We start from the raw sequence: 24,272 nt of genomic DNA on the forward strand, positions 1-24,272 counted from the left end.
GGAACGGAAGCAATGACGCGAACGCGATGTCGCGTCTCCGGCTCGAGATTGCGTGTCGACGTCAAGACATGGCGTCAACGCCAATCATTTCCAAATATTACAGATCGTTTACGTGACGTAGTGTCGAGGTCTGCGCATCTTTGTGCGAATGTGTCGCGATCGCTGGATCGTGTCGTCTCCTATGTGACGATCTCCGGCGATCGCGACCGGCACGGCGGTCCCGACCGGTACCTTCCCGCAACCCGAATTCCCCGGCATCCGACCGCGCCGAAAGCAGGCCGGACCGGCGACACGATCCTTTTTGCGGCGACACCAGGACGCAAATCAACCGATGTCGCTTTCAGATTTGAAAGCCGGCCCACCATTTGCGTTAGAATGCCCCCCCTTGTCCGCCCAGGCGATCGCCCGAAGCGGACAAGTCGCCCGCTTGGAGACACAGGTTTCGATTCGCAGCCGGACGCGAATGATGGGCCAGCCGTTAGCAACATACGCTTTGTAATTTGGATCACTAATGAAAAAGAAGCACAACATTACCAAGTACATCGTTGTCGCGATGATTCTTGGCATCGCCGTGGGTTACGCCTGCCATAGCGCGTTTCCCGACCCGAAGATGGCGAAGGAGGTCGCCGGTTACGTGTCGTTGCTGTCCGATGTGTTCCTGCGCCTGATCAAGATGATCATCGCGCCGCTGGTATTCGCGACGCTGACCGTCGGCATCGCGCAGATGGGCGACGGCAGCGCGGTGGGCCGCGTGGGCGTCAAGGCGTTCGGCTGGTTCTTCATCGCGTCGTTCACGTCGCTGCTGCTGGGTCTGCTGACCGCGACGCTCCTGCAGCCGGGCAGCCACCTGAGCCTGCCGCTGCCGCCGTCCGATGCGGCGCTCAACCTGAAGACCGGCGCGTTCACGCTGAAGGATTTCGTCGTGCACCTGGTGCCGAAGTCGATCGCCGAAGCGATGGCGAACAACGAAATCCTGCAGATCGTCGTGTTCTCGATCTTCTTCGGCACCGCGCTGTCCGCGCTCGGCGAAGCGGGCAAGCGACTGACCGCCGTGATCGACGATCTCGCGCAGGTGATGCTGAAGGTGACGGGCGCGGTGATGGGGTTCGCGCCGGTCGCGGTGTTCGCCGCGCTGGCGTCGACGATCACGACCGAAGGGCTCGGCATCCTGCTCACGTTCGCGAAGTTCATGGCGAGCTTCTATCTGGCGCTCGCGCTGCTGTGGGCCGTGCTGACGCTGGCCGGCGTGACGTTCCTCGGCAAGCGTGCGTTCACGCTGCTGCGGCTGATCCGCGAGCCGTTCCTGCTGTCGTTCGCGACGGCCAGCTCCGAGGCCGCGTATCCGAAGCTGCTGGACGCGCTCGACCGCTTTGGCGTGAACCGCAAGATCTCGAGCTTCGTGCTGCCGATCGGCTATTCGTTCAACCTCGACGGCTCGATGATGTACTGCACGTTCGCGGTGCTGTTCATCGCGCAGGTGTACGGCATCCATCTGCCGCTCGGCACGCAGATCACGATGCTGCTGATGCTGATGGTGACGTCGAAGGGGATGGCGGGCGTGCCGCGCGCGTCGCTGGTCGTGATCGCGGCGACGCTCAACCAGTTCAACCTGCCCGAAGCCGGATTGCTGCTGATCATGGGCGTCGACATGTTCCTCGACATGGGGCGCTCGGCCACCAACGCCGTCGGCAATTCGATCGCGGCGGCCGTGGTCGCGAAGTGGGAAGGGCAGCTTGGCGAGCCGCGCGACGAGGCGGATTCGGATGGCGACGCCGGGCTCGAGCAGGCGCAAGTGCGGGAGACGGCGACGTCCGCATGATGTCCTCGCCTGGCAACTGATGCGAGCCGGCCGGGATTCGACATGGATTCCGGCCGGCGCGCGACACGCTCCGCCGGTCGTTCCCGCGACCGCATCCGGCGATTCGCCCGATTCGCCGAGTCAACCCTTCGTTCTATCCGCCTTTGCCATATCGATACGTCGCACCGACTCAGCGGCGTTATTCCTGCAGGCAAAAGCCGGATTTTCCCGATCTCGAGTCGTGCCGTAAGTGAACATTCACTGCATCGGCGACACACGCCTGTTCGGGCGGTCCGCAATTTTTTTCGATTTATATGACGTTATGCTCGACGTGGCCGAGTATCGAATGCGTGCCCGATGTAATACCGACCGGGCCGGATGATTCAGCGGAAGTATTTACGTGTGACCGATTTTCAAACCATCCGGCCGCCCCTTCATGTGAATGACGCCACCATTCAGGAGAGCATCCGCCATGGTCGTCCGAAAACCGATTCGGGCCGTACTGCTTGCCGCCGCGATTGCGACGATCGCGCCGGTCGGATATGCGGGCAATACCACCGACTGGATCGCCAACACCTACGGCACGCTCGCCGCCCATGTCGGCAACGTCGCGCGTTCGATGTGGGTCGCGCCCGAAGGCGTGATCTACACGGCGTCGATGTGGGACGAGGATGAAGGCGGCGTCGCGATCTACCAGAACGGCAAGAGCATCGGCTCGATCGGCGCGCATTCGGAATTCCAGGGCAGCGCGATCACCGGCAACGCGACATCGCTGTTCGTCGCGCTGCAGCCCGGCAAGACGTACGGTAGCGGCGCGGTGGGGCGCTACAACCGCGCGACGAAGTATCGGGACCGCGTCATCCAGATCAGCGCGGCGACGAACCAGCCGCGCATCGACGTCGTGACCGGGCTCGCGACGGCCGGCTCGTTGCTCTATGCGAGCGATTTCTACGGCAATCGCGTGCGCGTGTTCACCACCGATGGCGTGTGGCAGCGGGACATCGACGTGTCGGCGCCGGGCGCACTCGCGGTGGACGGCGCAGGCAACGTGTGGGTCGCGCAGAAGAATGCGGGCTCGATCGTCGGCTTCAGCCCGGCCGGCGCGCTGCTGAATACGATCCGGATGCCGGCCGGCTCGCACCCGTCGGCGCTGTATGTCGATGCGGCGGCCGGGCAACTGCTGGTGGGCGACGAAGGCCCCGACCAGAACATCAAGCGTTATTCGATCTCGGGCCGGCCCGCGCTGGCCGGCACGTTCGGCGTACGCGGCGGCTATCTCGACACGACGACGGGCATCAAGGGGCAGGTCGGCCCGCAACGCTTCACGCGCATCGTCGGGATCGGCAAGGATAGCGGCGGCAACCTCTATGTGCTCAACAACCCGTGGGGCGGCAGCTGGGATCTCGGCCGCAACGGCGCGACCGACATTCATGCGTACGGCAGCGGCGGCAATCTGCGCTGGACGCTGCAGTCGCTGAACTTCGAAGGCATCGCCGCGCCGGACCCGGTCACGGACGGCGCGCTGTTTTACGGCAGCACGCACGTATACAGCGGCAGCGCGGGCGGCAAGTTCGTCGCGAACACCGTCGATCCGTTCACGTATCCGTCGGACCCGCGCATCAACATGAGCGATACGCAGCGCGACGAACACTTCGGGTTGCTCACGTCGGTCGGCGCGAACCGGATCCTCGTCGCGGCCGGCCAGAATCCGCCGGTCTTCTACTTCTATCACTTCAACGCGGCGAACGGTTACATCGCGATTCCGGACGGCTCGATTCCGGGCCCGGCGTTCAACACGACGCAGCGCGTGACGGGCGGCTTCAGCCTCGACAGCCAGGGCGGCGTATGGGCCGGCCTCGACAAGACCGGCGCGATCACGCATTACCCGCTGACCGGCTTCGACGCGAACGGCAAGCCGTCGTGGGGGCCGGGCGTCGCGACCCGCATTCCGGCCAGCATCCAGCCGCTCACGCGCATCGTCTATCTCGCGGACAGCGACACGATGGTGCTTGCGCAGGGCGCGCTCGGCAGCAACGACTGGACGTCGATCGGCACGCGCATCGAGGTGTATCACGGCTGGCGCGCGGGCAATACGACGAAGCCGGACCCGGTGATCACGCTGCCGCACAGCGGCGCGAAATCGATCGACGCGGCGGGCAACCACCTGTTCGTCGGCTACTGGTTCAGCAGCAGCGGGCCGCTGTGGCCGAACGTCGACGCGTTCAATCTGACGACCGGCAATCTCGACACGACGCTCATCAACACGAGCCCCGCGACCGTCGACACCAGCAGCGCGATCGATGCGATGTACAGCATCCGCGCATACCGTCGGTCGAACGGCGAGTACGTGGTGATGAAGAACAACGTGAAAGGGAACAGCATCACCGTGTACCGGTGGACGCCGTGACGGGCAAGCGCCGATCTCGGCGGTGACAATACGATGGCTGTCATCGAAACGCCTTTGCTGTAACGATGTGTAATTGTCCGGGCCGCAATGGAACCGGTCACGTGCTTGACATTGGGTGGCGATGTAATTCCCGCACGTCGACGATCGCCGACGCGCCGTATTTCGATCGATAGTACGGGCTCCCGCCGCTGCGCGATACGGCCAGACGACGCCATGGTTATGCCGGACACGTCAGACGATACTCGCCCCCACCAGTACAGAGGATTCCTATGAAAGATATCCAGGTCAAGCGCGCGCTCCGGCTCGGCGCGATCATGTCGGCCGTGCTGTTTGCATCGCAGGCATATGCGGACGGGTTCAACGCCGCCGATGCCGCCCGCGTGCCGAGCGGCCAGTTCGTCACGCCGCTGGCCGTGCGCGGCGCGGTGCGGCAATTTCTGAATCCCGGGCTGACGGCCTATCCGCATTTCGTCGCGGGGGAGGCCGTGCGCTCGCAATTGAGCCCCGACGGCAAGACGCTGGCGATCATCACCGCTGGTCAGAACTCGCTGTACAAGCCGGACGGCTCGGTCGATACCGCAGCGTCGACGCAGTTCATCTTCCTGTACGACGTCGCGGGCGCGAACAAGACGCACCCGGCGCTCAAGCAAGTGCTTCAGCAGACCAACGCGTTCGTCGGCCTGGTGTTTTCGCACGACGGCAGCAAGCTCTATGCGACCGGCGGCAGCGACGATGCGGTTTACGTGTATGCGCAGCACGGCGGCGCGTGGGCGCTGTCGACCACGATCGCGCTCGGCCACGGCGGCAAGGGCGTCGGCATTCGCGTGCAGCCGAACGCAGCCGGTCTCGCGCTGTCGGCCGACGGCAAGACGCTCGTCGTCGCGAACAACTACAACGATTCGATCAGCGTGATCGATACCGCGACCGGTAGCGTGCGCTACGAGCATGACTTGCGTCCGTTCTTCTCCGGCAACGAAGGCCGTAGCGGCGATGCCGGCGGCACGTTCCCGTTCGCGGTCGCGATGAAGGGCAACGGCATCGCATACGTATCGTCGGATCGCGATCGCGAAATCGTCGCGGTCGACGTGTCGTCGCCGTCGCATGGCCGCCTCGTGAAACGCATCAAGCTGGATGGCAACGCGCTCGGCATGACGCTCGACGCGTCGCAGTCGCGGCTGTTCGTCGCGCAGGACAACGCCGACCAGGTCGCGGTGATCGACACCGACAGCAACGCGGTCGTGAACCGGATCGATGCGCGCGCGCCGGCCGGCGTGCTCCCGCACGGCAAGGCGCATACGGGCGCGGCAACGTACGCAGTGACGCTGTCGCGCGACGGTCGCACGCTGTATGCGACCAACGCCGGCGCGAACGAAATCGCCGTCATACCGCTCGTCGGCGAGCGCGCGTATCGCGTCACGGGCTTGATCCCCACCGCGTTCGAGCCGCACGACGTGACGTTCAGCGCCGACGGCACGTGGATGTACGTCGTGAACGGCAAGAGCACGACCGGCCCGAACCCGGATCACCTGTTCGGCGCAACGCCGGCGCAGGCAGCCGCGTCGCACGCGTCGAACGAATATCAGTTCCAGCTCGAGCGCGCGTCGCTCGTGAGCGCGCCGGTGCCGGCGGCCCATGAACTGCCGACGCTCACGCAGCAGGCGGCCCGCAACAACTTCTATCGTCCGGAAGACAACGACCGCGACAACGAAGTGATGGGCTTCTTGCGCCGTCACATCAAGCACGTGATCTACGTCGTCAAGGAAAACCGCACGTTCGACCAGGTGCTCGGCGACATCGGCAACGGCGCCGACGGCGATCCGCGGCTGGCCCAGTTCGGCCGCAACATCACGCCGAACTTCCATCGTCTCGCGAGCCAGTTCGTGACGCTCGACAATTTCATGAACCCGGGCGACGGCAGCATGGACGGCTGGTCGTGGGCGCTGCAGGGGCGCGTCACCAACACGGAGACGATCACCCAGCAGATCAACTACGCGGCGGTCAATCGCGGCCTGTCGTACGAGAGCGAAGGCACCAACCGCAGCGTGCCGGTCAACTGGGAAACGGTGCAGCAGCGCGACGCGGTGGCCGGCCCGGCCGGCACGACGAACTACAGCAACGCGGCGGCGGCCCTGCCGGGCGGTGCGGCGAACCTGCTGCCCGGCACGGGCAACCATGCGTCGTCCGATGCGCCGTTCGGCCGTCAGCGCGGCTACATCTTCGATGCGGTGCTGGCCGGCGGCGGCACCGTCCGCAACTACGGCTTCCTCGTGAACAACGTCGGCAGCATCGGCACGGCCGCGAACCCGATCGTCGATCCGCATGCGGCCGGTGTCGTGCAGGCCGCCGCGCTCGATCCTCGGCTCGCGCCGATGACCGACGTGTACTTCCGCGGCTTCGACCAGACGTATCCGGATCAGTGGCGCCTCAACGAGTGGAAGCGCGAGTTCGACCAGTACGTCGCGAGCGGCAACCTGCCGACGCTGTCGCTGGTGCGTCTGTCGCACGATCACATGGGCGCGTTCGGCACGGCGTTCGCCGGCGTGAATACGCCGGAAACGCAGCAGGCGGACAACGATCTGGCCGTCGGCCGGCTCGTCGAGGCCGTGGCGAAGAGCCCGTATGCGAACGACACGCTGATCGTCGTAACCGAGGACGATGTGCAGGACGGTCCCGATCACGTGGATTCGCACCGCGGGCCCGCGTACATCGTCGGGCCGTATGTGAAGCAGGGCGCGGTGATCCGGACGCGCTACAGCCAGGTCAACGCGCTGCGTACCATCGAGGACGTGCTCGGTACGCAACACATGAACCTGAATACCGCGTATCAGCGACCGATGACCGACGTGTTCGACGTGCATGGCCCGGCGTCGTGGAGCTATACGGCCGTCGCGTCGACGGCGCTGAAGGGCACCGGGTTGCGCGTGGCCGAAGCGGGGGGCGAGAACGCGCTGCAATACGCGGCTGGCCCGGACGTCACGCCGACGCACGACGCCGCGTACTGGGCGAAGGTGACGGCGAAGTTCGACTTCGACGATGCCGACGAAGTGCCGGCGGATCAGTTCAACCGCGTGTTGTGGAAGGGGATGATGGGCGCGCGGCCGTATCCGAAGCTGCGCGGTGTAACGCAGAAGGTCGCGAGCCGCGACGACGATTGATCGTTCGGGCGGTCGAGGTGGAAGCGGGCCCTTCCGTCGGGAGGGCCCGTGTTTTTAGCGAGGCGCGTGGCAACTGAGGATATCGCCGGCTTCTGATGGGGCCGCGCGACGTCACGCGCGCCAGATCATGTTCGCGCTCGTGTCGGTTTCCGATGCGACGCGAAAGCCGAGTCGCTCGTAGAGCCGCCGCGCCGGGTTGCCGTGCAGCACGCTGAGCGCTACCGGCACGCGCGCATGCGCGGCGTCGGTCAGCAGCGCGTGCAATACGGCTTCGCCGATTCCCTGCCGCTGGCGCGCGGGGTGGATCTGGATCTGATGGACGTGCCATTCGCCGACCGCGCGCGTCACCTTCAGCAGGCCGATGGCGTCGGCGCCTTCGCAGACGATCATCGCGTCGTCGAAGTTCGCGCGGATGCGCCGGTCGTGCGCTTCATCGTCGGTCGGCGCGCCGACGCGCTCCAGGTGCTCGGTCATCGTGAGCCGACGGAGCGTCAGCAGGAACGGAAGATCTTCCCGGGAGGCAGTACGCAGATGGATTGCCGGTTTCATGAGTGGTGAGCGGTTGCGTCGCGCGCGAGGCTTCGACGTGGATCACAGGCCCGGCAACGGAATCTGCAGGCCAGCCGGGCGATGTTCGAGGACATCCGTGACCTCGTACTCGGTTTTTGCCCCGTCCGAAGTGTGCCACTGCTGCATACGGACATTGCACAGGAGCACGTCCCCCTTGCTGAAACTGATCTGGCTGTTGTTCACGCGCGACAGGAAGCCGGCATCCGTGATCGTCGCGTGAATCGTCGACGTGCCGTCGTACAGGCGCCATTTGTTGTCGTCCTTGAACGCAAGCGACACGATCGAGAACGCCATCTTGCGATGCTCGTCGAGCAGGAGCGCAGCGGTTGGCTCGGGCGCGTGAAACCATGGCATCTCGTCGCGGGTGACCGTTTCGTACACCTCCGTGTCGGTGCCGGCCGCGAACATCTCGATGCCGTCGCGCGCGAGCGGCGCAAGCACTTGCGCGGTTGCATGGCGAACGCGGACGTCGCGCAGCAGCGTGAGCACGGGCAGGTCGATTTCGAGGGCGTCGCCGTCGACGTGCAGCACCGCGGTGTGGTCCTGCATTCGCACTTGGGTGATCTCGCGCCCACGCAGCCATTTGAGGACCGCGAAAAGCCCGCTCCTCGCTCTTGGCGCGGCGATGCCGAGCGCGGTCAGGATCGTGACCGCGTTGGCGAGTGCCGTGCCTTCGTTGCCGCTCAACAGATCGCGCATGCGGCCGAGCAGGGTGGTCGCGAGCGTGAAATCGATGCCGAAGCTGCCGGTCTTGAAGCTGCCGCGCACGTTCACCTGCGGCCGAACCTGATCGCCGCACAGCGCGCGCGTCGACGCATCGAGCAAATCGCCGAAGGCGAGCAGCGCGGGCGCGAGTTCGCGCACGTCCATCTCTGACGATTCGAGCGCGGGCCCGTCGTAGGTGACGCGAAATCGGCTCATCGCGTCGCAGGGGCCGATATCGGCCGGGCCGGTACTGTTTCCATTTGCGGTCATGTGGCGTGCTGGCAGGAAAGGTGGACGATACCCGAAACGAACGCTTTCGGACGTCCTTCATGTTGAACGCGAATGACCGTTTGCGCGCGATTTTGGCCATCAGGACAAGACGACTTGCCGACGTGTCCCGACAGCGGCCGACAAGCAACGAACTTGTCCGATAGCGTCAATCCGGACGCGAATCCATGTCAGGTTGCTGCGACCATGAATCGGTTTGAAGCGCTGCGCGCGTAGATCGGGGCAATGCAACGCCAATTGAGCGGCGAGCGATTTCTCGCGCTTCGCATCTACCGGCAGGATGCGTACATCTATCGGTTGTCGCGCGCCATCACGTTCACCGATGGGCAGATCGCGAAGTATTCGTTTCCTGCTCCGGACGAAGCATGACGGCGCGCGCTTCCGGCCGCCGCGCAATCCGCTCTCGGACCTCCGGCGCCGCGAGGCACGTGGCCACGGCTTCATACCCCGGCGCACCCGGGTAAGGCGCCACGCGCGCAGGCGGGCTGTGATTGGCCGGGCACAACAGGATGGTTTCGTCGGGGCCGACCGCTGCCAGATCGAGGATCGCCGTCGAGCGGGTCAGCAGGAACAGCGGCCGCATGCCGGCGGCCGCGCGTTCGCGTAGATGCGCGATCAATGCCAGTTGCGTGGCGCGGTCGAGGCCTTGTTCGATCATGTCGACGATCCGCACGCGCGGGCTTTCCGCTTCGAGGCTGACGAGCAGTGCGGTCAGCGCCGCCGACGGCGTCGCGCCGTTGTCGACGAGCAACGCCGACGTGCGGTCGACGCGCGACTTCAGTTCCGGATCGGCGCGCAATGCGTCGGATGCCGCGGCGCAATCGTCGTCCAGCCGATCGAGGCCGACGAACACGGCGCCGGGCAACGCATCGGCCAGCCGAAGCGCGAGCCGCGTCTTGCCGCTCCCCAGCGAACCGATGATGTAGTTCAACGGTCGGATATCGCGACACTCGAACCGTTCGCCGCCCCACGGCCACGGCAGGCTGAACGCGACACCCGCGTCCGTTTCGCCGAGCAGCCGCGTCAGGTCGCCATCGGCCGGCATCCGGCCGCGCGTGAGGTCGGCGCGCATCGCGCGCACGCCGTCGAGCTTGCTCACGAGCGCTCGAATCCCGTGATCGAGCGCCGCTTCGTGAGCAGCCAGCACGGCGTCGAGATGGCGCGCGTCGCCGTCGAGGACGCTCGCCACTTGCGCGAGCCCGAGGCCGAGCTTGCGCAGCGCCGCGATGTCGGCGGCACGCGCGAGATCTTCCGGGCCGTACGCGCGGTATCCGGCCGGCGTGCGTGCTGGCGTAACGAGGCCCTGCCGCTCGTACAGCCGCAGCGCCTTGATCGAGACGCCGAGCCGAGCGGCGGCGGCCGATGCGTTCAAACGGGGTGTGTCCGTACCCATCCGTCACCTCTTTGCCGACGATTCGTTGCGCTCAGCATAAAGGCGATCCCAAGGGTCGGGTCAAGCGCGATCGCGCGAACGTTCAGTCGGCGGCCGCGAACTCGTCCCGCAGCGCGCGATACAACCGCCGATAGCGCGCGAGCCGCCCCGCCAGCAGGTCGGCCGACGCGGCATCGGGCACGACCGTCTCCGCGACGGGCGGCGCGACACAGACGTCCTCCAGCGTGTCGCCCGTCGCCGCGAGACGCGCAAGGCGCGCTGCGCCGAGCGCCGCCCCGACCGCGCCGTCCGCATGGCGCAGCATCGCGAGCCCCGTCGCATTCGCGCACAGCCGCGCCCAGAACGCGCTCTTCGAACCGCCGCCGATGAACGACACCGCGTCGAGCGTCGTGCCGGCCGCGCGCAGCGCGTCGTAGCCGTCGGCCATCGCGAACGCGACGCCCTCCATCACCGCATACGCGAGATCGTCGGCATCGTGCTCGTTCGACAGCCCGAAGAACACGCCACGCGCATGCGCGTCGTTGTGCGGTGTGCGCTCCCCGCCGAGATACGGCAGGAACAGCGGCGCGCGAGCCGGATCGGCGCGTTCGGCGCGCGCCGCCAGCGCGCCGGCGGTCGTGCCCTGCGCGCGCGCGAGCCAGTCGAGGCTCGCGGCGGCCGACAGGATCACGCTCATCTGGTGCCAGCGCCCTTCGACGCAGTGACAGAACGCGTGCACGGCGGCGTCCGGGTTCGGCGCGAAGCGGTCGTTGCCGGCGAACAGCACGCCCGACGTGCCGAGCGACAGGAAGCCGCTGCCGGCGCCCGTGACGCCCATGCCGATCGCGGACGCCGCGTTGTCGCCGGCGCCGCCGGCGATCGTCACGGGCCCGGCGATACCCCACTCGCGCCGCAGCGCGTCGCGCAACTGCGCCGCGGCCGCGTTGCCTTCGACGAGGCGCGGCAACTGTGCGCGCGACAGGTCGGTCGCGGCGAGCATCCGGTCGGACCAGTCGCGGCGCGCACAGTCGAGCCACAGTGTGCCCGACGCGTCGGACAGGTCGGACACGAATTCGCCGGACAGGCGCCAGATCAGGTAGTCCTTCGGCAGCAGCACCTTGTGCACCGCGCGAAACACGGCCGGCTCGTATTTCGCGAGCCACAGCAGCTTCGGCGCGGTGAAGCCGGGCATCGCCATGTTGCCGGTGATCGCGCGCGATTCCGGCACCAGTGCCTCGAGCTCGACGCATTCGGTGCCGGCGCGCGTGTCGTTCCACAGGATCGCGGGGCGCAGCACCTGGTCCGCGCGGTCGATCAGCGTCGCACCGTGCATCTGGCCGGACAGTGCGATGCCGCGCAGCGCGGCGAAGCCGGCCGGGTGCGCGGCGCGTACCGACGCGATCGCGTCGAGCATCGCGTGCCACCACGCCTGCGGGCTTTGTTCGGACCAGTGCGGATGCGGCCGGCTGATCGACAGCGTGGCCGAGCCGGTCGCGAGCGGGACCGATCGGGAATCGGTGAGGAGAACCTTGACCTCGGACGTGCCGAGATCGATGCCGAGATATGTCACGTATGAAGCGTCCTGTCTGGGGCGCGCGGCGGCGCGCGTCGCGGGGGCGGCGCGTCGTCGCGGCCGTGCGGTTCGTTGAGCCGGTGCAGCGCGCGGAACTTCGACGGCGGCACCTGCTTCATCGCGAGAAACTGACGGTTGAAGTTCGACAGGTTGTTGAAGCCAACCCGGTAGCAGATGTCGGTCACCGTCAGGTCGGAAAACATCAGCAGCTCGCAGGCCTCGTTGATGCGCAGCCGGTTCAGGTAGCGCACGAACGACGAGCCGGTGTGACGCCGGAAAAACCGCGTGAAGGTGCTGACGCTCATGCCGGCGAACGCGGCGACGTCGGTTTCGCGCAGCATGCCGGGCAGGTTCTGCTGCAGGTACGACAGCACCTGGTTGATGGTCGACGACATGTAGTGCTGCGCGTCGCTGCGGTAGCCGGGCCCCGCGAGCACGCGCCGCTCGCGGCACGACGACAGCCGGTCGAACAGCGACATCAGGATCTCGACGCGCCGGCAGCCGTGCGCGTTCGCGAGTTCGAGCATCAGCGGCGCGACCTCGATGCCCACGCGGTCGGGAAACTGCACGCCGCGCGCCGCGTCGTCGATCAGGTCGATCACCGGCTGCAATTCGCTGAACGCGCCGACCATCTTCTCGATCGCATCGCGCGAGAACTGCAGCACGACGTCGCGCGACGGCACGCGTTCGCCGTCGGCGAGCTCGCTGACCCAGTTGTGCGGCAGATTCGGCCCGGTGACGATCAGGTTGCCGGGGCCGAAATCGCCGATGTGGTCGCCGACGAACACCTTGCCGCGCGACGCCTGGATCAGATGAATCTCGTACTCCGGATGGAAGTGCCACTTCGCGACCGAATGCGGATAGTCGTGGACCCACGCGCGGAACGATTCGTCGCGGTGGGTGGGAACGATCTCGAGATCCGGGTTCATCGTGTGCTCCGTCGGGGCAGGCCGGCGTGCTACGAACGGGACGTCGACCAGCCCGTCGCGGCAGGCGGCGTGGCGCGCGTCGCGGCCGCCGGCGCCGCCGCGTGCGCGATCGGGTTCGCATCCGGCAGCGCGACGTTGCGCTCGGTGCCGGCGTCGAACAGATGCAGGGCTTCTTCGTCGAAGCGCCACGCTACCACGGCGCCCGGCGCTGGAGCCATCGGGGCCGGCACGAGGGCCGCGCACGGCTGGCCGCGCCAGTCCAGCGTGACGAGCGCCTCGGCGCCGAGCAATTCGACGAGTTCGACCGTGCCGGTCAGCGTGAGCGTACCCGGGGTCGGATCGCCTTCGGAGACGAGCCGCAGGTGGTTCGGGCGAATCGCGGCCTTCACCTGCTGGCCGTCCTGCAGCCGCGCGAAGCGTGAGGACGCGAGCGGCCAGCGCGTGCCGTTGCAGTCGAGCAGCACGGTCGTGCCGACGCGCGCGATCGTGCCGTCCGCGAAGTTCATCGCGGGCGTGCCGACGAACCCGGCCGCGAACACGGTATGCGGCTGGCCGTACAACTCGGCCGGCGTGCCGATCTGCTCGATGCGGCCGCCGCGCATCAGCACGACGCGATCGGCGAGCGTCATCGCTTCGAGTTGGTCGTGCGTGACGTACAGCGTGGTCGTCTTCAACTGCCGATGCAGCCGCTTGATGTCGCCGCGCAACTGCGTGCGCAGCTTCGCGTCGAGATTCGACAACGGCTCGTCGAACAGGAACACGTCGGGCGTCTTGATCATCGCGCGCGCGATCGCCGCGCGCTGCTGCTGGCCGCCCGACATCGCGCGCGGGCGGCGCTCGAGCAGCGCGTCGAGGCTCAGGATGCGCGCGACGTCGCGCACGCGGCGGTCGATCTCGTCGGCCGGCACCTTCAGGCGCCGCAGGCCGAACGCGATGTTGTCGTACACCGTCATGTGCGGATACAGCGCATAGTTCTGGAACACCATCGCGACATTGCGCTCGCGCGGCGGCAGGTCGTTGACGACCGCGTCGCCGATCGCGAGCTCGCCGCCGGTGATCGCCTCGAGGCCCGCGATCATTCGCAACATCGTCGACTTGCCGCAGCCGGACGGGCCGAGCAGCACGATGAATTCGCCGTCGGCGATCTCGAGGTCGAGCGGATGCAGCACGGCGGGGCCGCCGTCGTAGTGCTTCGACAATGCGTGGCAGACGATTCGGGCCATGGCTCAATCCATTTCGATCTGAATCTTGACGTCGCGCGGCTGCCCGCTCGCCGCTTCCTCGAACGCGCGCACGCCTTCGGAAAACGGGAATGTGCGCGAGATGAACGGCTTCACGTCGATCGCGCCGGATGCGATCAGCGCGAGCGCGCGCGGGAAGATGTTCGCGTAGCGGAACACCGATTCGATGCGGCCTTCCTTCGCCTGCAGCGCGACCACGTCGAGCGGCACCGGCGCCACCGGCATCCCGATCAGCACCGCGCAGCCGCCGGGGCAGATCAGATCGACGAGGCCCGCATACGCGTTCGCGCTGCCGCTTGCCTCGAACACGACGTCCGCGCCCCAGCCGCCCGATGCGTCGGCCACCGCGTCGGCGAGCGGCTGCGTGCGCACGTCGACGGTCGTGACGGCCGGATTGCCGGCGAACAGCGCGAGCTTGTCCGGCACGACGTCGGCGAGGATCACGCGCGCGGCGCCGCCGGCAAGTGCGGCGAGCGCCGTCATCGCACCGATCGTGCCGGCGCCGATCACGACCGCGAGGTCGCCCGGTTTCATCGCCGCCTTCTTCGCGGCCTGCAGGCCGATCGACAGCGGCTCGACGATCGCGCCTTCGGCGAACGACACGTTGTCGGGCAGCCGGTACGTGAACGCGGCCGGATGTACGACGAACGGCGTCAGGCAGCCGTGGACCGGCGGCGTCGCCCAGAAGCGCACGTCGGGATCGAGGTTGTAGAGCCCGCGCAGCGTCGCGGGCGAATCGAGGCGCGGCACGCCGGGCTCCATGCACACGCGGTCGCCGACGCGCAGGTGCGTGACGTCGGCGCCGGTCTCGACGACGGTGCCGGATGCTTCGTGACCGAGCACCATCGGCGCATCGACGCGGAACGGGCCGATTCCGCCGTGAACGTAGTAATGCACGTCGCTGCCGCAGACGCCGACCGTATGGACCTTGATCCGGACGTCGCCGGGGCCGACCTCTTGCGGCAGGTCGATGTCGCGCAGCGCGAGCTCGCGCGTGCGTTCGAGTACGAGCGCTTTCAACGTGTTCTCCTTATTTTCCCTTGACGATCGAATTGAGCAGCCGGCTCAGCATGCCGACGAATACGAGCGGCGGCAGCGCGAGCAGCACCGTCGACGCGTTGATCACGCCCCACGGCACTTCCTGGCCGAGCGACGTGAACGCGGACGCGACCACCGGCAGCGTCGCGCTGCGCGACGACGTGAGCGCGAGCGCGATCATCAGTTCGTTCCACACCAGTACGAAGCTGAACACGATGCCGCCGAGCAGCGTGCTCGCGCACACCGGCAGCGCGATATGCCAGAACACCGCGTACGGGCCGTAGCCGTCGAGCGCGGCGGCTTCCTCGATCTCGCGCGGCAGCCGGCGAAAGACGGGAATCGACAGCCACGTGATGGTCGACAGCGTGACGAGCAGGTACGTGACGATCATCGACAGCTTCGTGTCGTACAGCCCGAGATCGACCCAGATCGCGATCAGCGGCAGCGCGACCGCGACGGGCGGCAAAAAGCGCAGCGACAGCAGGAAGAACTGGATGTCGCGCTTGCCGCGCACGGGGTAGCGCGCGATCGCATACGCGGCCGGCACGCCGAGCAGCGCGCCGATCAGCACGGCCGCGCCGACGATCGCGATGCTGTTGCCGAGGCCGATCAATACTTCGGGGCTCGACAGCACCTGTTCGTAGTTCGCGAGCGTCGGCGTGAAGAAGAAGCGCGGCGTCGGCGTGACGATGTCGAGCAGGTGCTTGAGCGAATTGAGCACGGCCCAGAACAGCGGGAACGCGGCGACGATTAGGATCGCGCCGGCGATCGCGACGGTGGACACGGTGGCGGCAGGGCCGCGGCGAGCCATTCGGCGTGCCGTCAGTCGTCCCATTTGTTGACCCTCTTCCAGATGAGCGTGAAGACGAGCGTGGTCGCGACCATCATCAGCACGGCCATGCCCGACGCATACGACACCTTGCCGGCGAGGCCGATGCCCTGCTGGTACGCGTAGAGATCGAGCGTTTCGGTCGCGATGCCGGGGCCGCCCTTGGTCATCACGTAGATCAGGTCGAACGAGCGCAGCGATTCGACCATCTTGATGAACACGAGGCTCACGAGCGGCGCCTTGAGCATCGGCAGCGCGATGTACGCATGCACCTGCCACGTCGTCGCGTAGTCGAGCCGCGCGGCTTCGAGCGGCTCGGGCGGCAGCGTCTCCAGCAGCTTCAGGATCACGACCGCGAAGAACAGTCCCCACTGCCACACGTCGACGAGCGCGACCGCATACAGCGCAAGATGCGGATCGGCGAGAAACGCGGTGTGCTCGACGCCGAGCGTGCCGAGCAGCCAGCTCAGGATCCCGGTGAGCGGCGCGTACATGAACTTCCAGATGAACGCGGCCGACACGCGCGGCAGCAGCACCGGCATGATCAGCACCAGCGACGCGACACGGCGCCAGCGACCGTGCACGCGCTCGAACAGGAACACCGCGAGCGCGATGCCGACCAGCACCGCGCCGGCGACCGTGACGACTTCCCACAGCACCGACACCTCGATCGCGTTCAGGAAGCGCCGGTCCGACGCGAGCCGGACGAAGTTGCGCAGGCCGACGTATTCGCTGTCCGGGTAGCGCAGCACGCGGTTGCGCAACGCGAGGTTGATCGCGGCGATCGTCGGGACGAGGCTCAGGACCGCGAGCAGCGCGAGCGTCGGCGCGAGGAACACCCACGGCAGGCTCGTGCGGTCGCGGCGCGCGCCGGCGCGCCGGGCCGAGGACGGGGAAGGGGCGGGGCGGACGCCGAGCGCGCGTCCGCCGGCGCCGTCATTTGCGAGCGACATGTTCGAGCGCGTCCTTCGCGTACTGGTCCGCGTCGTCGAGCGTGCCGCGGATGTCCGTCTGCGTGCCGGTGAACACCTGTTCGAGCGCGATGCCGAGGTTGTCGCCGATATCCGGCCACTGCGGCGTACGCCAGATCGTCACCTGCGTGACGGGGTTGGTGTCGTTCAGCCCGGCCTGGATCTGCGGCGCGACGTGTTGCTTGAAGTACGGGCTGGCGATCGTGCTCGAGCGGTTGTAGTCGCTGAACACGCCGTTGCGCAGCCGTGCCTGCTCCTGTTCCTTGCTGGTCGCCCATGCGATGAAGCGGCCGGCGGCCATGCGCGTGCAGTCGTCCTTCGCGCCGACGGCCGAGATCGCGAAGCCGTGGCCGTACGCGGCCGACGGCAGCGGCGCGGGCGGCCGCGTGTAGCCGACCTTGCCGGCCACGCTCGACTTGCTCGCGTCTTCCATCCAGTCCGCGAACGGCGTCGACTCGATCATGAACGCGACCTTGCCGGAGCGGAACGCTTCGAGCGCGTTGCTCCAGTCGTAGGTGGCGGCGCCCGGCGGCGCGTACTTGAACAGGTCGCCGTAGAGCTGCGTGGCCTTCACGGCGGCCGGCGAATTGAACGCGGGCTGGCCGCCCTTGTCGGTCCACGCGCCGCCCATGCCGAGCATGAACGGCGACCAGCGCCACACGTTCATCCCCGAGCCGCGCTGGCCGCGCGCGACCCAGCCGTACAGCTTCGGCGGCGCGTTGAGCTTCTTGATCGCGGCGACGAGCTGGTCGAGCGTCTTCGGCACGGGGATGTGCGCGGCGTCGAGCAGGTCGCGGCGGTAGAACAGGAAGTCGCCGCCGCCGATCAGCGGCGCGAAGTACGCGACGCCGTTGTAGCTCGCGACCGCGCAGCGGCCGGGCAGGAAGTCGTCGTAGTCGTATTCCTTCGGGTAGTACTTGAGGAGCGGCACGATCCAGTTGGCCGACGCGAATTCGGCGACGTTCGCCTCGTCGACGTAGTAGATCTGGTAGGAGCCCGCGCCGGTCGACGCGTCGAGCCGCGATTTCGCGCGGCGGTCGTTCTCGCCGAAATAGCTGATCTCGACCTTCGTGCCGCTCTTCTTCTCGTAGTCGGCCAGCGATTTCTCCATCACCGACAGGCCGAGGCTCTTCTGCGCGAGCACCCGAAGGGTCGGCACCTTGCAGACCTGCGCGGCCGCGACGCCCGGCAGACAGGCGCCGAGCAGCACGCCGGCTGCGACGATTCGCATCTTGTTCACCCGTGTCTCCTTGATTCTGCTTGTTCGAATGCCGCCGATGACGGCAGGAACAATGGTGTGACGCGGGCGATGCGATCACCACATCAAAAGAGTTCGCGAACCGATACTTTTTGCTCAGGTTGGGTCGTGCGATGCACAAAATGTGGTGGTCGGGCGGTGGAGCGCCCTTTCGCGCCGCGCCGTGCATCTGGGAGAATGCGGCTGCGGCCGTGCGGATTCACGGCCCGCGTGCCGGCCTCGCCGACACGGTGCGAGATTCGACAGGTGGGAAATTGACCGACAACGACGAACTTTCGCTGCGCCCGGAGAGCCGCTTCTGGCAGCTCGCGCCGGTGAGATGGTGGATCCGCGGGCACGGCCGCGACGGCTATTCGTTCCGCCTGCTGCTGTGCCCGCTCGCGATCGTGTTCGTGCTGGAATTCGTCTGCGTAATGGCCGGCGCGCTGTACACCAGCATCGCGATCAGCGCGGTCGCGACGCTGTTCCTCGGTATCGCCGGTTTCTACGGTGCGCAGCGCGAATGGCTGATGACGTCCGAGACCGCGCGCGCACTCGTGAAGGCGCTCATGAAGAAGGCGGCCGAGCGGCTCGCGTCGCTCGGCGTCGGTGCCACCGTGCTCGCGATCTTCGTCGCCGCGACGTCGCTGTCGCTCGTGATGTCGGGCCAGCCGGTGCTGGACAGCGTGTCGAAGGACGCGGTGTCGATCTTCATCGCGCTGGCGTTCCTGCCCGTGTACGTGTCCGGCGCAGTACGCAAGCTGGCGATCGCGCGGATCGAGGAGCTTGAGGCGTTGCGCCACGCGACCGTCGGCACGCGGCTGACATTCGACCGCGCCGGCGCCGTGCGCGCGGTGATCGTGCAGGGCGCGGCCGGCAAAGGGAGGGTATCGGTGATGGAGTACACGGTGCTCGGCTTTCGCCCACCGCTCGAACAGGTCGGGCGCGAACCGCGCGCATGAGCGGCAAGGCCCGCGCGTCAGGTCGGGAAGCGCTCGCCGTCGGCCGCCGGCACGAGATCGTCGGGCCACTGCACGTCGAACCGCGTGCCGCCCGCGCCGGTCGGCACGCACAGCGCTTCGCCGCGATGCGCATGCGCGATCGCCGCGACGACGGCGAGCCCGAGGCCGGTGCCGCCGGGTTGCGACTCGTCGACGCGCCGGAACGCCTGGAACACGTGCGGCGCGAACTCGGCGGGAATGCCCGGGCCGTCGTCCTCGACGCGCAGCCGGCACATGCCGTTCTCGATGCGCGTCTGGATCCGGATCGCGCCGGGCACCGCATGGCGGCGTGCGTTCTCCAGCAGCGCGAGCAACGCCTGGCGCATGCGGACCGGGTCGCAGCGCATGCGACGCGGGTCGAGATCGAGTTCCGGATGCTGGCCGGCGGCCTGCAGCGCGTGCGCGAACACGTCGACCACGGCGCGCACTTCGGCGGCGAGATCGGTGTCGCGGATCTCGATGCTCAGGTGGCCGCTGTCGGCGAGGCTGACCACGCGCAGATCCTCGATCAGCCGCGTCAGCCCTTCGACCTGCGCGAGCAGGCTGCGGTACAGCGCCTCGCTCGGCGTGAACACGCCTTCGGCAAGCCCCTGCAGCCGGCCGCGCAGCACGGTCACGGGCGTGCGCAGCTCGTGCGCGATCGCCGCGTTCCAGAAGGTTTGCTCGTCGGTCACGCGCTGCAGTTCGCTCGCGAGCGCGTTGAAGTTGTCGGCGAGCAGCGCCGCTTCCTTCAACGAACGGTCGCCGGCGACCGCGCGTGCGCCGAGATCGCCGCGCGCGACGCGGCGGATGCTGTCCGTCACCGAATTCAGCGGCACGAGGATGCGGCGCGACAGATTGATCGCGACGATGACGGCAATCAGCAGGCCGACCAGCGTGGTCGAGATGATCCACACCCACTCCGGCCCGCTCGGGAGCCAGCTCTGCGGCTGGAACGACTCCGGCGAGTACTGGTACAGCAGGTAGTAGAACGCATAGGCCGTCACGACGATCAGCACCGTGATGCCGAAGGCGATCGCGCCCATCGTCAGCGCGATCTGGCGGCTCAGGCCATCGAGTCTCACTCGCCGCTCCACAGTTTGTAGCCGACGCCGCGCACGCTGGCCGGCACGCCCGCGACGCCGAGATCGTCGAGTTTCTTGCGCAGCTTGCTGACGTGGCTGTCGACCGTGCGCTCCAGCGCGTCGCCTTCCGGCAGGCAGGTCGCCATCAGCTCGGCGCGGCTGAACACGCGGCGCGGCGCGCGCGCGAGCTGCGCGAGCAGCTTGAATTCGGTGAGCGTCAGCACGAGCGTGTGGCGCGCGCCGTCGACTTCGACCGTCGCTTCGTGGTGCTCGAGATCGATCTCGAACGGCGCGGCGCGCAGCACGCGCTGCTCTTCCTGGCGCGAGCCGCCCATCGACCGGCGCAGCACCGCCTGGGCGCGCGCGACGACTTCGGCCGGGTTGAACGGCTTGACCACGTAGTCGTCGGCGCCGATGCGCAGCCCGGTCAGCTTGTCGATGTCCTGGTCGAGCGCGGTCAGCATGATGACCGGCGTATCGCCGCGATGGCGGATCTCGGCGAGCACCTTCCAGCCGTCGACGTGCGGCATCTGCACGTCGAGCAGCACGAGGTCGGGCTTCAGCGACAGGTGGAGTTCGAGCGCGCGGCGGCCGTCGGCGGCGTGCACGGTACGCAGGCCGTTGCGCGCGAAATAGGCGGTCAGGATCTCGGCGATCTCGGGTTCGTCCTCGGCGATGAGGACGAGCGCCTGTGCGCGCTGGCCGGCGCCGGGAGATGAAGAAAATTCGGGCATGGCCACTCGTTCGGATCTATCGGGGTTCCATCGAATCGCCATACTACCGCACGGCCCGCGCAACCGAACGGAGACGGGCGAGACCGGGTCGATCGCCGTTGCGTGCGCCGGCTTTCCGCGACCTTTCGGAAGCGCTGCGATGCATTGCCCGACAGGGGAATACCCTGTCTTTTTTTTTCGATCTTGTTTTATGTATCATGACCTAACTTTTGCAACATGTACTAATTAGAGGCGCCGGAAAATCCATATCGGTACGGAGCAGTACGGCGTGTGTCCAGGCAGGAATGCGAACCGGATTCGCGCGCCCCGTCCGAGGGGCGCTCGGGCCGGCGGCAGGTGAAGCGGATCGGGATCGCATCCCGTCGTCAGACTCCGCGCGAACGATGGCCGCTTCCCGGCACGGGGGCCGGCGTTCGCGCCCATTGCAGGCGTCATTTACCGATCATGTCCAGGAAGTCATCCATCAGCGGGTCGGCCGACCTGCAGCGCAGGCAGTGGCTCAAGGTCGCGGGTGCGTCGGTCGCGGCGGGCGGTCTTGCACTCGGCGCCGCGCGGGCGAAGGCCGATTCGGCGCCTGTCGCGGGCCAGGACGGCGACGTCGTCGATGTCGCGATCGTCGGCGCCGGGCTGGCCGGCCTGACGGCCGCGCGCGACCTGCGCTACGCGGGCTGCGAATCCTTCGTCGTGCTGGAGGCGCGCGACCGCGTGGGCGGCCGCACGCTGAACTACGACGTCGGCGGCGGCTTCGTGACCGAAGTCGGCGGCCAGTGGATCGGCCCGGGCCAGACGGCGATCGCCGATCTCGCCCGCGAGCTGGAAGTCGGCACGTTCCCGAGCTACTACGCGGGCAAGACGGTGATCCTCGGCGGCGACGGGCGCGCCGAGATCGACCTGGCTGGCACCTTCGGCACCGACGAGGCCGTCGCGGCGAAGCTCGGCAAGTTGTCGCGCGACGTGCCGTCCGGTGCGCCGTGGACGTCGCCGAAGGTCGGCGAGCTCGACCGGCTGTCGGTCGGCGACTGGCTCGCGACACAGGGCATCAAGGCGGAAGACCGGATGGGCTGGAACGCATCGATCTCGCTGTCGGGCGGCGTCGCGCCGGCGAAGATGGGGCTGCTGCACTTCCTGTCGATGATCAACTCCGCCGATTGCGATTACGCGCAGCTCGACTCGATCAAGCACAGCGCACAGGAAACGCGGTTCGTCGGCGGCTCGCAGCGCCTGAGCATCCGGATGGCGCAGCAACTGGGCGACAAGGTGCGGCTGTCGTCGCCGGTGCGGCGGATCGTCGGCTGGGATCGCGACGTCGTCACGTTGCAGACCGATCGCGGCACGGTGCGCGCGAAAAAGGTCGTGATGGCGCTTCACCCGGCGCTGTGCCACCAGGTGCAGTTCGATCCGCCGTTGCCTGAAAGGCGCCACGCGCTGCAGCGCGCATGGCCGGCCCATTCGCCGGCGCGCAAGACGGCGATGGTCTATCGCCGCCCGTTCTGGCGCGACAAGGGCTTGAACGGCCACATCTTCCAGACCGACGGGCCGATCTTCTGGGCTTACGACAATTCGCCGCCGGGCGGCGAGATCGGCGTGATCAACGCATTCGTCCGGAATGCGCTGATGCCGTCGGATCCGCAGGCCGCGCAGCAGATGCACGTGGATCTCTATGCGCAGGCGTGGGGCGACGAAGCGCGTGCGCCGGTGTCGTACCACGATCGCGACTGGGGGCTCGCCGACCCGTGGACGATCACGTGCGTGTCGGCGATCCCGCCCGGCTTCTGGAGCGCGCACGGCGACGCGCTGCGCGCGCCGTGCGGCAACCTGATCTGGTCGGGCACCGAGACCGCGAACATCTGGGCCGGCTACATGGACGGCGCCGTGCGCGCCGGTCACCAAAGCGCGCTTCAGGCGCTCAATGCGCTGCGTCGTGCTTAGGAGAGCGAAGATGAAGAAACGCATGCTGCTCGTCGCGGCGCTCGTGGCGATCGGTGCATTGCTGGCGCTCTACGGCCCGACGCTGCTCGGCTTCTATCGCCTGCAGCGCCATATCGATACGGCCGCGCAAGCCGATGACGCCGACGGCGGCCCGTGGCCGCGCGTGACCGACGCGTGCATGGGCTGCCACGGCGTGAAGGGCACGTCGCTCAGCCAGGCGTATCCGAGCCTCGCCGGCCAGCCGGCGCAATACGTGGCCGCGCAGCTTCGCGCGTTTGCGGGCGGGCAACGCACGAACCCGACGATGGGCCCGCTCGCGATGACGATGAGCGAGGCCGAGATCACGCGTGTGGCCGGCTATTACGCGAAGCAGGCGCCGCTGGACAACCGCTATTTCAAGCCGAATGCACGACTGCGCACGAAAGGCGAGCAATTGGTAACGGGCGGCGCATGCGCGGCCTGCCACGGTGCGCGGTTGACGGGGCAGGCGCAGTTCCCGCGGCTGGCCGGGCAGGGTTACGACTATCTGCTCGCGCAGCTCGACGCGTTCGCGATGGGCTCGCGCAGCGAGGCGACCGGCACGATGCAGCGCGTCGCGCAGGCGATGTCGGCGGACGATCGGGCGGCGGTGGCGACCTATCTTGCGAGCCTCGCCCCCGCCAGGCAGTGAATCAACGGCAGCAATCGACTTCGGGAGTTCGAACCATGGATCACAGATCACTTGTCCTTTGTCTTGCCAGCGCGACGCTTGCGATGACGACCGGCGTCTACGGCTTCAAGTTCGTGCGCAAGCGCAACTTCCTGCTCGGCTTCGAGTGGTGGATCGTGACGATCTCCGCGTCCAACGCGGTGATCTTCTTCGCGACCGAATCGCCGGTGTCGTACTTCATTTCGCACTTCCTCGACGCGTTCTCGCGCGGGTTCGGGATGCCGGTGATCGCGGTCGCGGGCCTGATGGCCGTCACGCACGGCTACCGGCCGTCGCTGCGGCAGGACGTGACGCTGTTCGTGCTCGCGACGCTCGGGACGGTCGCGCTCGTGGCCGGTGTGTTGCAGCACGCGCTGCCGTACTTCTACGTGGCGATGTGGACGCTGATGTCGATCTATCTCGCCAGCTTCGTGTGGCGGCTCGTGCGTGCCGGCCATACGCTCCATGCGCTGACGACGACGTTCGCGCTCGTCGCGTCGCAGGCGATCGCGTGCATCTACGATTTCTACAAGATTCCCGGCGAGGAAACCAACGTCGTATTCAACTTCTACGTACTGGCGTTGCTGACCTGGTCGTACCTGACCGCCGCGCTCTATCACGCGTATTGCGCACTGGAGCGCGATGCCGGGCCCGGCAACGTGAACGCGAGCGTCCTGTCGTATCCGAAATGAGTCGCGCCATCGCGGAAGCGGACGCGGCTCGCGCCGGTTGCAGGTCCGGCC

At 67.5% G+C, this 24,272-nt stretch carries 19 protein-coding genes; 7 read left to right on the forward strand and 12 right to left on the reverse strand.

The genetic code is table 11. From position 1 onward, the window contains the following. Window positions 1–511 precede the first annotated feature (511 nt). The 3 genes from WS54_RS00365 to WS54_RS00375 all read left to right on the forward strand — a co-directional run bounded on the left by WS54_RS00365 (window position 512) and on the right by WS54_RS00375 (window position 7,360). Window positions 512–1,819 (forward strand): dicarboxylate/amino acid:cation symporter, encoded by a 1,308-nt coding sequence (locus WS54_RS00365; RefSeq protein ID WP_059786353.1) that lies wholly within the window; start codon window positions 512–514, stop codon window positions 1,817–1,819. A 451-nt stretch (window positions 1,820–2,270) separates the two neighbouring features. Further along, window positions 2,271–4,205 (forward strand): SMP-30/gluconolactonase/LRE family protein, encoded by a 1,935-nt coding sequence (locus WS54_RS00370; protein WP_059786356.1) that lies wholly within the window; start codon window positions 2,271–2,273, stop codon window positions 4,203–4,205. Window positions 4,206–4,474: 269 nt separating this feature from the next. Further along, window positions 4,475–7,360 (forward strand): beta-propeller fold lactonase family protein, encoded by a 2,886-nt coding sequence (locus tag WS54_RS00375; protein ID WP_059786357.1) that lies wholly within the window; start codon window positions 4,475–4,477, stop codon window positions 7,358–7,360. A 111-nt stretch (window positions 7,361–7,471) separates the two neighbouring features. Here the strand turns inward: WS54_RS00375 and WS54_RS00380 are convergent, their stop codons facing one another. The 10 genes from WS54_RS00380 to WS54_RS00425 all read right to left on the reverse strand — a co-directional run bounded on the left by WS54_RS00380 (window position 7,472) and on the right by WS54_RS00425 (window position 18,107). After that, window positions 7,472–7,909 (reverse strand): GNAT family N-acetyltransferase, encoded by a 438-nt coding sequence (locus WS54_RS00380; protein ID WP_059786360.1) that lies wholly within the window; start codon window positions 7,907–7,909, stop codon window positions 7,472–7,474. A 42-nt stretch (window positions 7,910–7,951) separates the two neighbouring features. Next, window positions 7,952–8,905 carry a hypothetical protein gene (locus WS54_RS00385; protein WP_059786362.1) on the reverse strand — a complete coding sequence of 318 codons (954 nt, stop codon included), beginning with the start codon at window positions 8,903–8,905 and terminating at the stop codon, window positions 7,952–7,954. 334 nt (window positions 8,906–9,239) lie between these two features. Continuing rightward, window positions 9,240–10,316 (reverse strand): MerR family transcriptional regulator, encoded by a 1,077-nt coding sequence (locus WS54_RS00390; RefSeq protein WP_059786364.1) that lies wholly within the window; start codon window positions 10,314–10,316, stop codon window positions 9,240–9,242. A gap of 82 nt (window positions 10,317–10,398) precedes the next feature. After that, the gene (gene xylB / locus WS54_RS00395; RefSeq protein WP_059786367.1) at window positions 10,399–11,865 is read right to left on the reverse strand and encodes a xylulokinase; all 1,467 of its coding nucleotides are present in this window, start codon (window positions 11,863–11,865) and stop codon (window positions 10,399–10,401) included. Then, window positions 11,862–12,797, reverse strand: coding sequence for an AraC family transcriptional regulator (locus WS54_RS00400; protein WP_034205746.1), 936 nt, complete (start codon window positions 12,795–12,797; stop codon window positions 11,862–11,864). The genes xylB and WS54_RS00400 overlap by 4 nt, the downstream gene beginning before the upstream one ends. A 29-nt stretch (window positions 12,798–12,826) precedes the next feature. Beyond that, on the reverse strand, window positions 12,827–14,020 hold the full coding sequence (locus tag WS54_RS00405; RefSeq protein WP_059786368.1) for an ABC transporter ATP-binding protein: 1,194 nt from the start codon (window positions 14,018–14,020) through the stop codon (window positions 12,827–12,829). Between the two features lie 3 nt (window positions 14,021–14,023). After that, window positions 14,024–15,058 (reverse strand): NAD(P)-dependent alcohol dehydrogenase, encoded by a 1,035-nt coding sequence (locus tag WS54_RS00410; protein ID WP_034205744.1) that lies wholly within the window; start codon window positions 15,056–15,058, stop codon window positions 14,024–14,026. 10 nt (window positions 15,059–15,068) lie between these two features. Then, on the reverse strand, window positions 15,069–15,911 hold the full coding sequence (locus tag WS54_RS00415) for a carbohydrate ABC transporter permease (protein ID WP_059786371.1): 843 nt from the start codon (window positions 15,909–15,911) through the stop codon (window positions 15,069–15,071). Beyond that, the gene (locus WS54_RS00420; protein ID WP_230624859.1) at window positions 15,899–16,858 is read right to left on the reverse strand and encodes a carbohydrate ABC transporter permease; all 960 of its coding nucleotides are present in this window, start codon (window positions 16,856–16,858) and stop codon (window positions 15,899–15,901) included. Before WS54_RS00420 ends, WS54_RS00415 begins: the two co-directional genes overlap by 13 nt. Next, window positions 16,842–18,107 (reverse strand): ABC transporter substrate-binding protein, encoded by a 1,266-nt coding sequence (locus WS54_RS00425; protein WP_442861315.1) that lies wholly within the window; start codon window positions 18,105–18,107, stop codon window positions 16,842–16,844. Before WS54_RS00425 ends, WS54_RS00420 begins: the two co-directional genes overlap by 17 nt. Window positions 18,108–18,388: 281 nt before the next feature. On the opposite strand from WS54_RS00425, the gene WS54_RS00430 reads away from it, so the two are divergent. After that, window positions 18,389–19,075: a hypothetical protein gene (locus WS54_RS00430; RefSeq protein ID WP_034206285.1), complete on the forward strand. Its 687-nt coding sequence runs from the start codon at window positions 18,389–18,391 to the stop codon at window positions 19,073–19,075. 17 nt (window positions 19,076–19,092) lie between these two features. On the opposite strand, the gene WS54_RS00435 is transcribed toward WS54_RS00430, so the two are convergent. Next, complete coding sequence (locus WS54_RS00435) at window positions 19,093–20,178, reverse strand: ATP-binding protein (RefSeq protein ID WP_059786377.1); 1,086 nt, start codon at window positions 20,176–20,178, stop codon at window positions 19,093–19,095. After that, window positions 20,175–20,912, reverse strand: coding sequence for a response regulator (locus WS54_RS00440; protein WP_034205740.1), 738 nt, complete (start codon window positions 20,910–20,912; stop codon window positions 20,175–20,177). Before WS54_RS00440 ends, WS54_RS00435 begins: the two co-directional genes overlap by 4 nt. A 444-nt stretch (window positions 20,913–21,356) precedes the next feature. Between WS54_RS00440 and WS54_RS00445 the strand changes: the two genes are divergently transcribed. From WS54_RS00445 to WS54_RS00455, 3 genes are read left to right on the forward strand one after another with little or no spacing between them, the layout of a single operon-like run. Then, window positions 21,357–22,841, forward strand: a complete 1,485-nt coding sequence (locus WS54_RS00445) for a flavin monoamine oxidase family protein (protein WP_059786380.1) — start codon at window positions 21,357–21,359, stop codon at window positions 22,839–22,841. A gap of 10 nt (window positions 22,842–22,851) precedes the next feature. Then, window positions 22,852–23,511: a c-type cytochrome gene (locus tag WS54_RS00450; protein ID WP_059786383.1), complete on the forward strand. Its 660-nt coding sequence runs from the start codon at window positions 22,852–22,854 to the stop codon at window positions 23,509–23,511. A 35-nt stretch (window positions 23,512–23,546) separates the two neighbouring features. After that, a complete protein-coding gene (locus WS54_RS00455) occupies window positions 23,547–24,221 on the forward strand; it encodes a hypothetical protein (RefSeq protein WP_059786386.1) in 675 nt (224 codons plus the stop codon). Window positions 24,222–24,272 lie beyond the last annotated feature (51 nt).

The organism is Burkholderia sp. NRF60-BP8 (assembly GCF_001522585.2).
Taxonomy (GTDB): domain Bacteria; phylum Pseudomonadota; class Gammaproteobacteria; order Burkholderiales; family Burkholderiaceae; genus Burkholderia.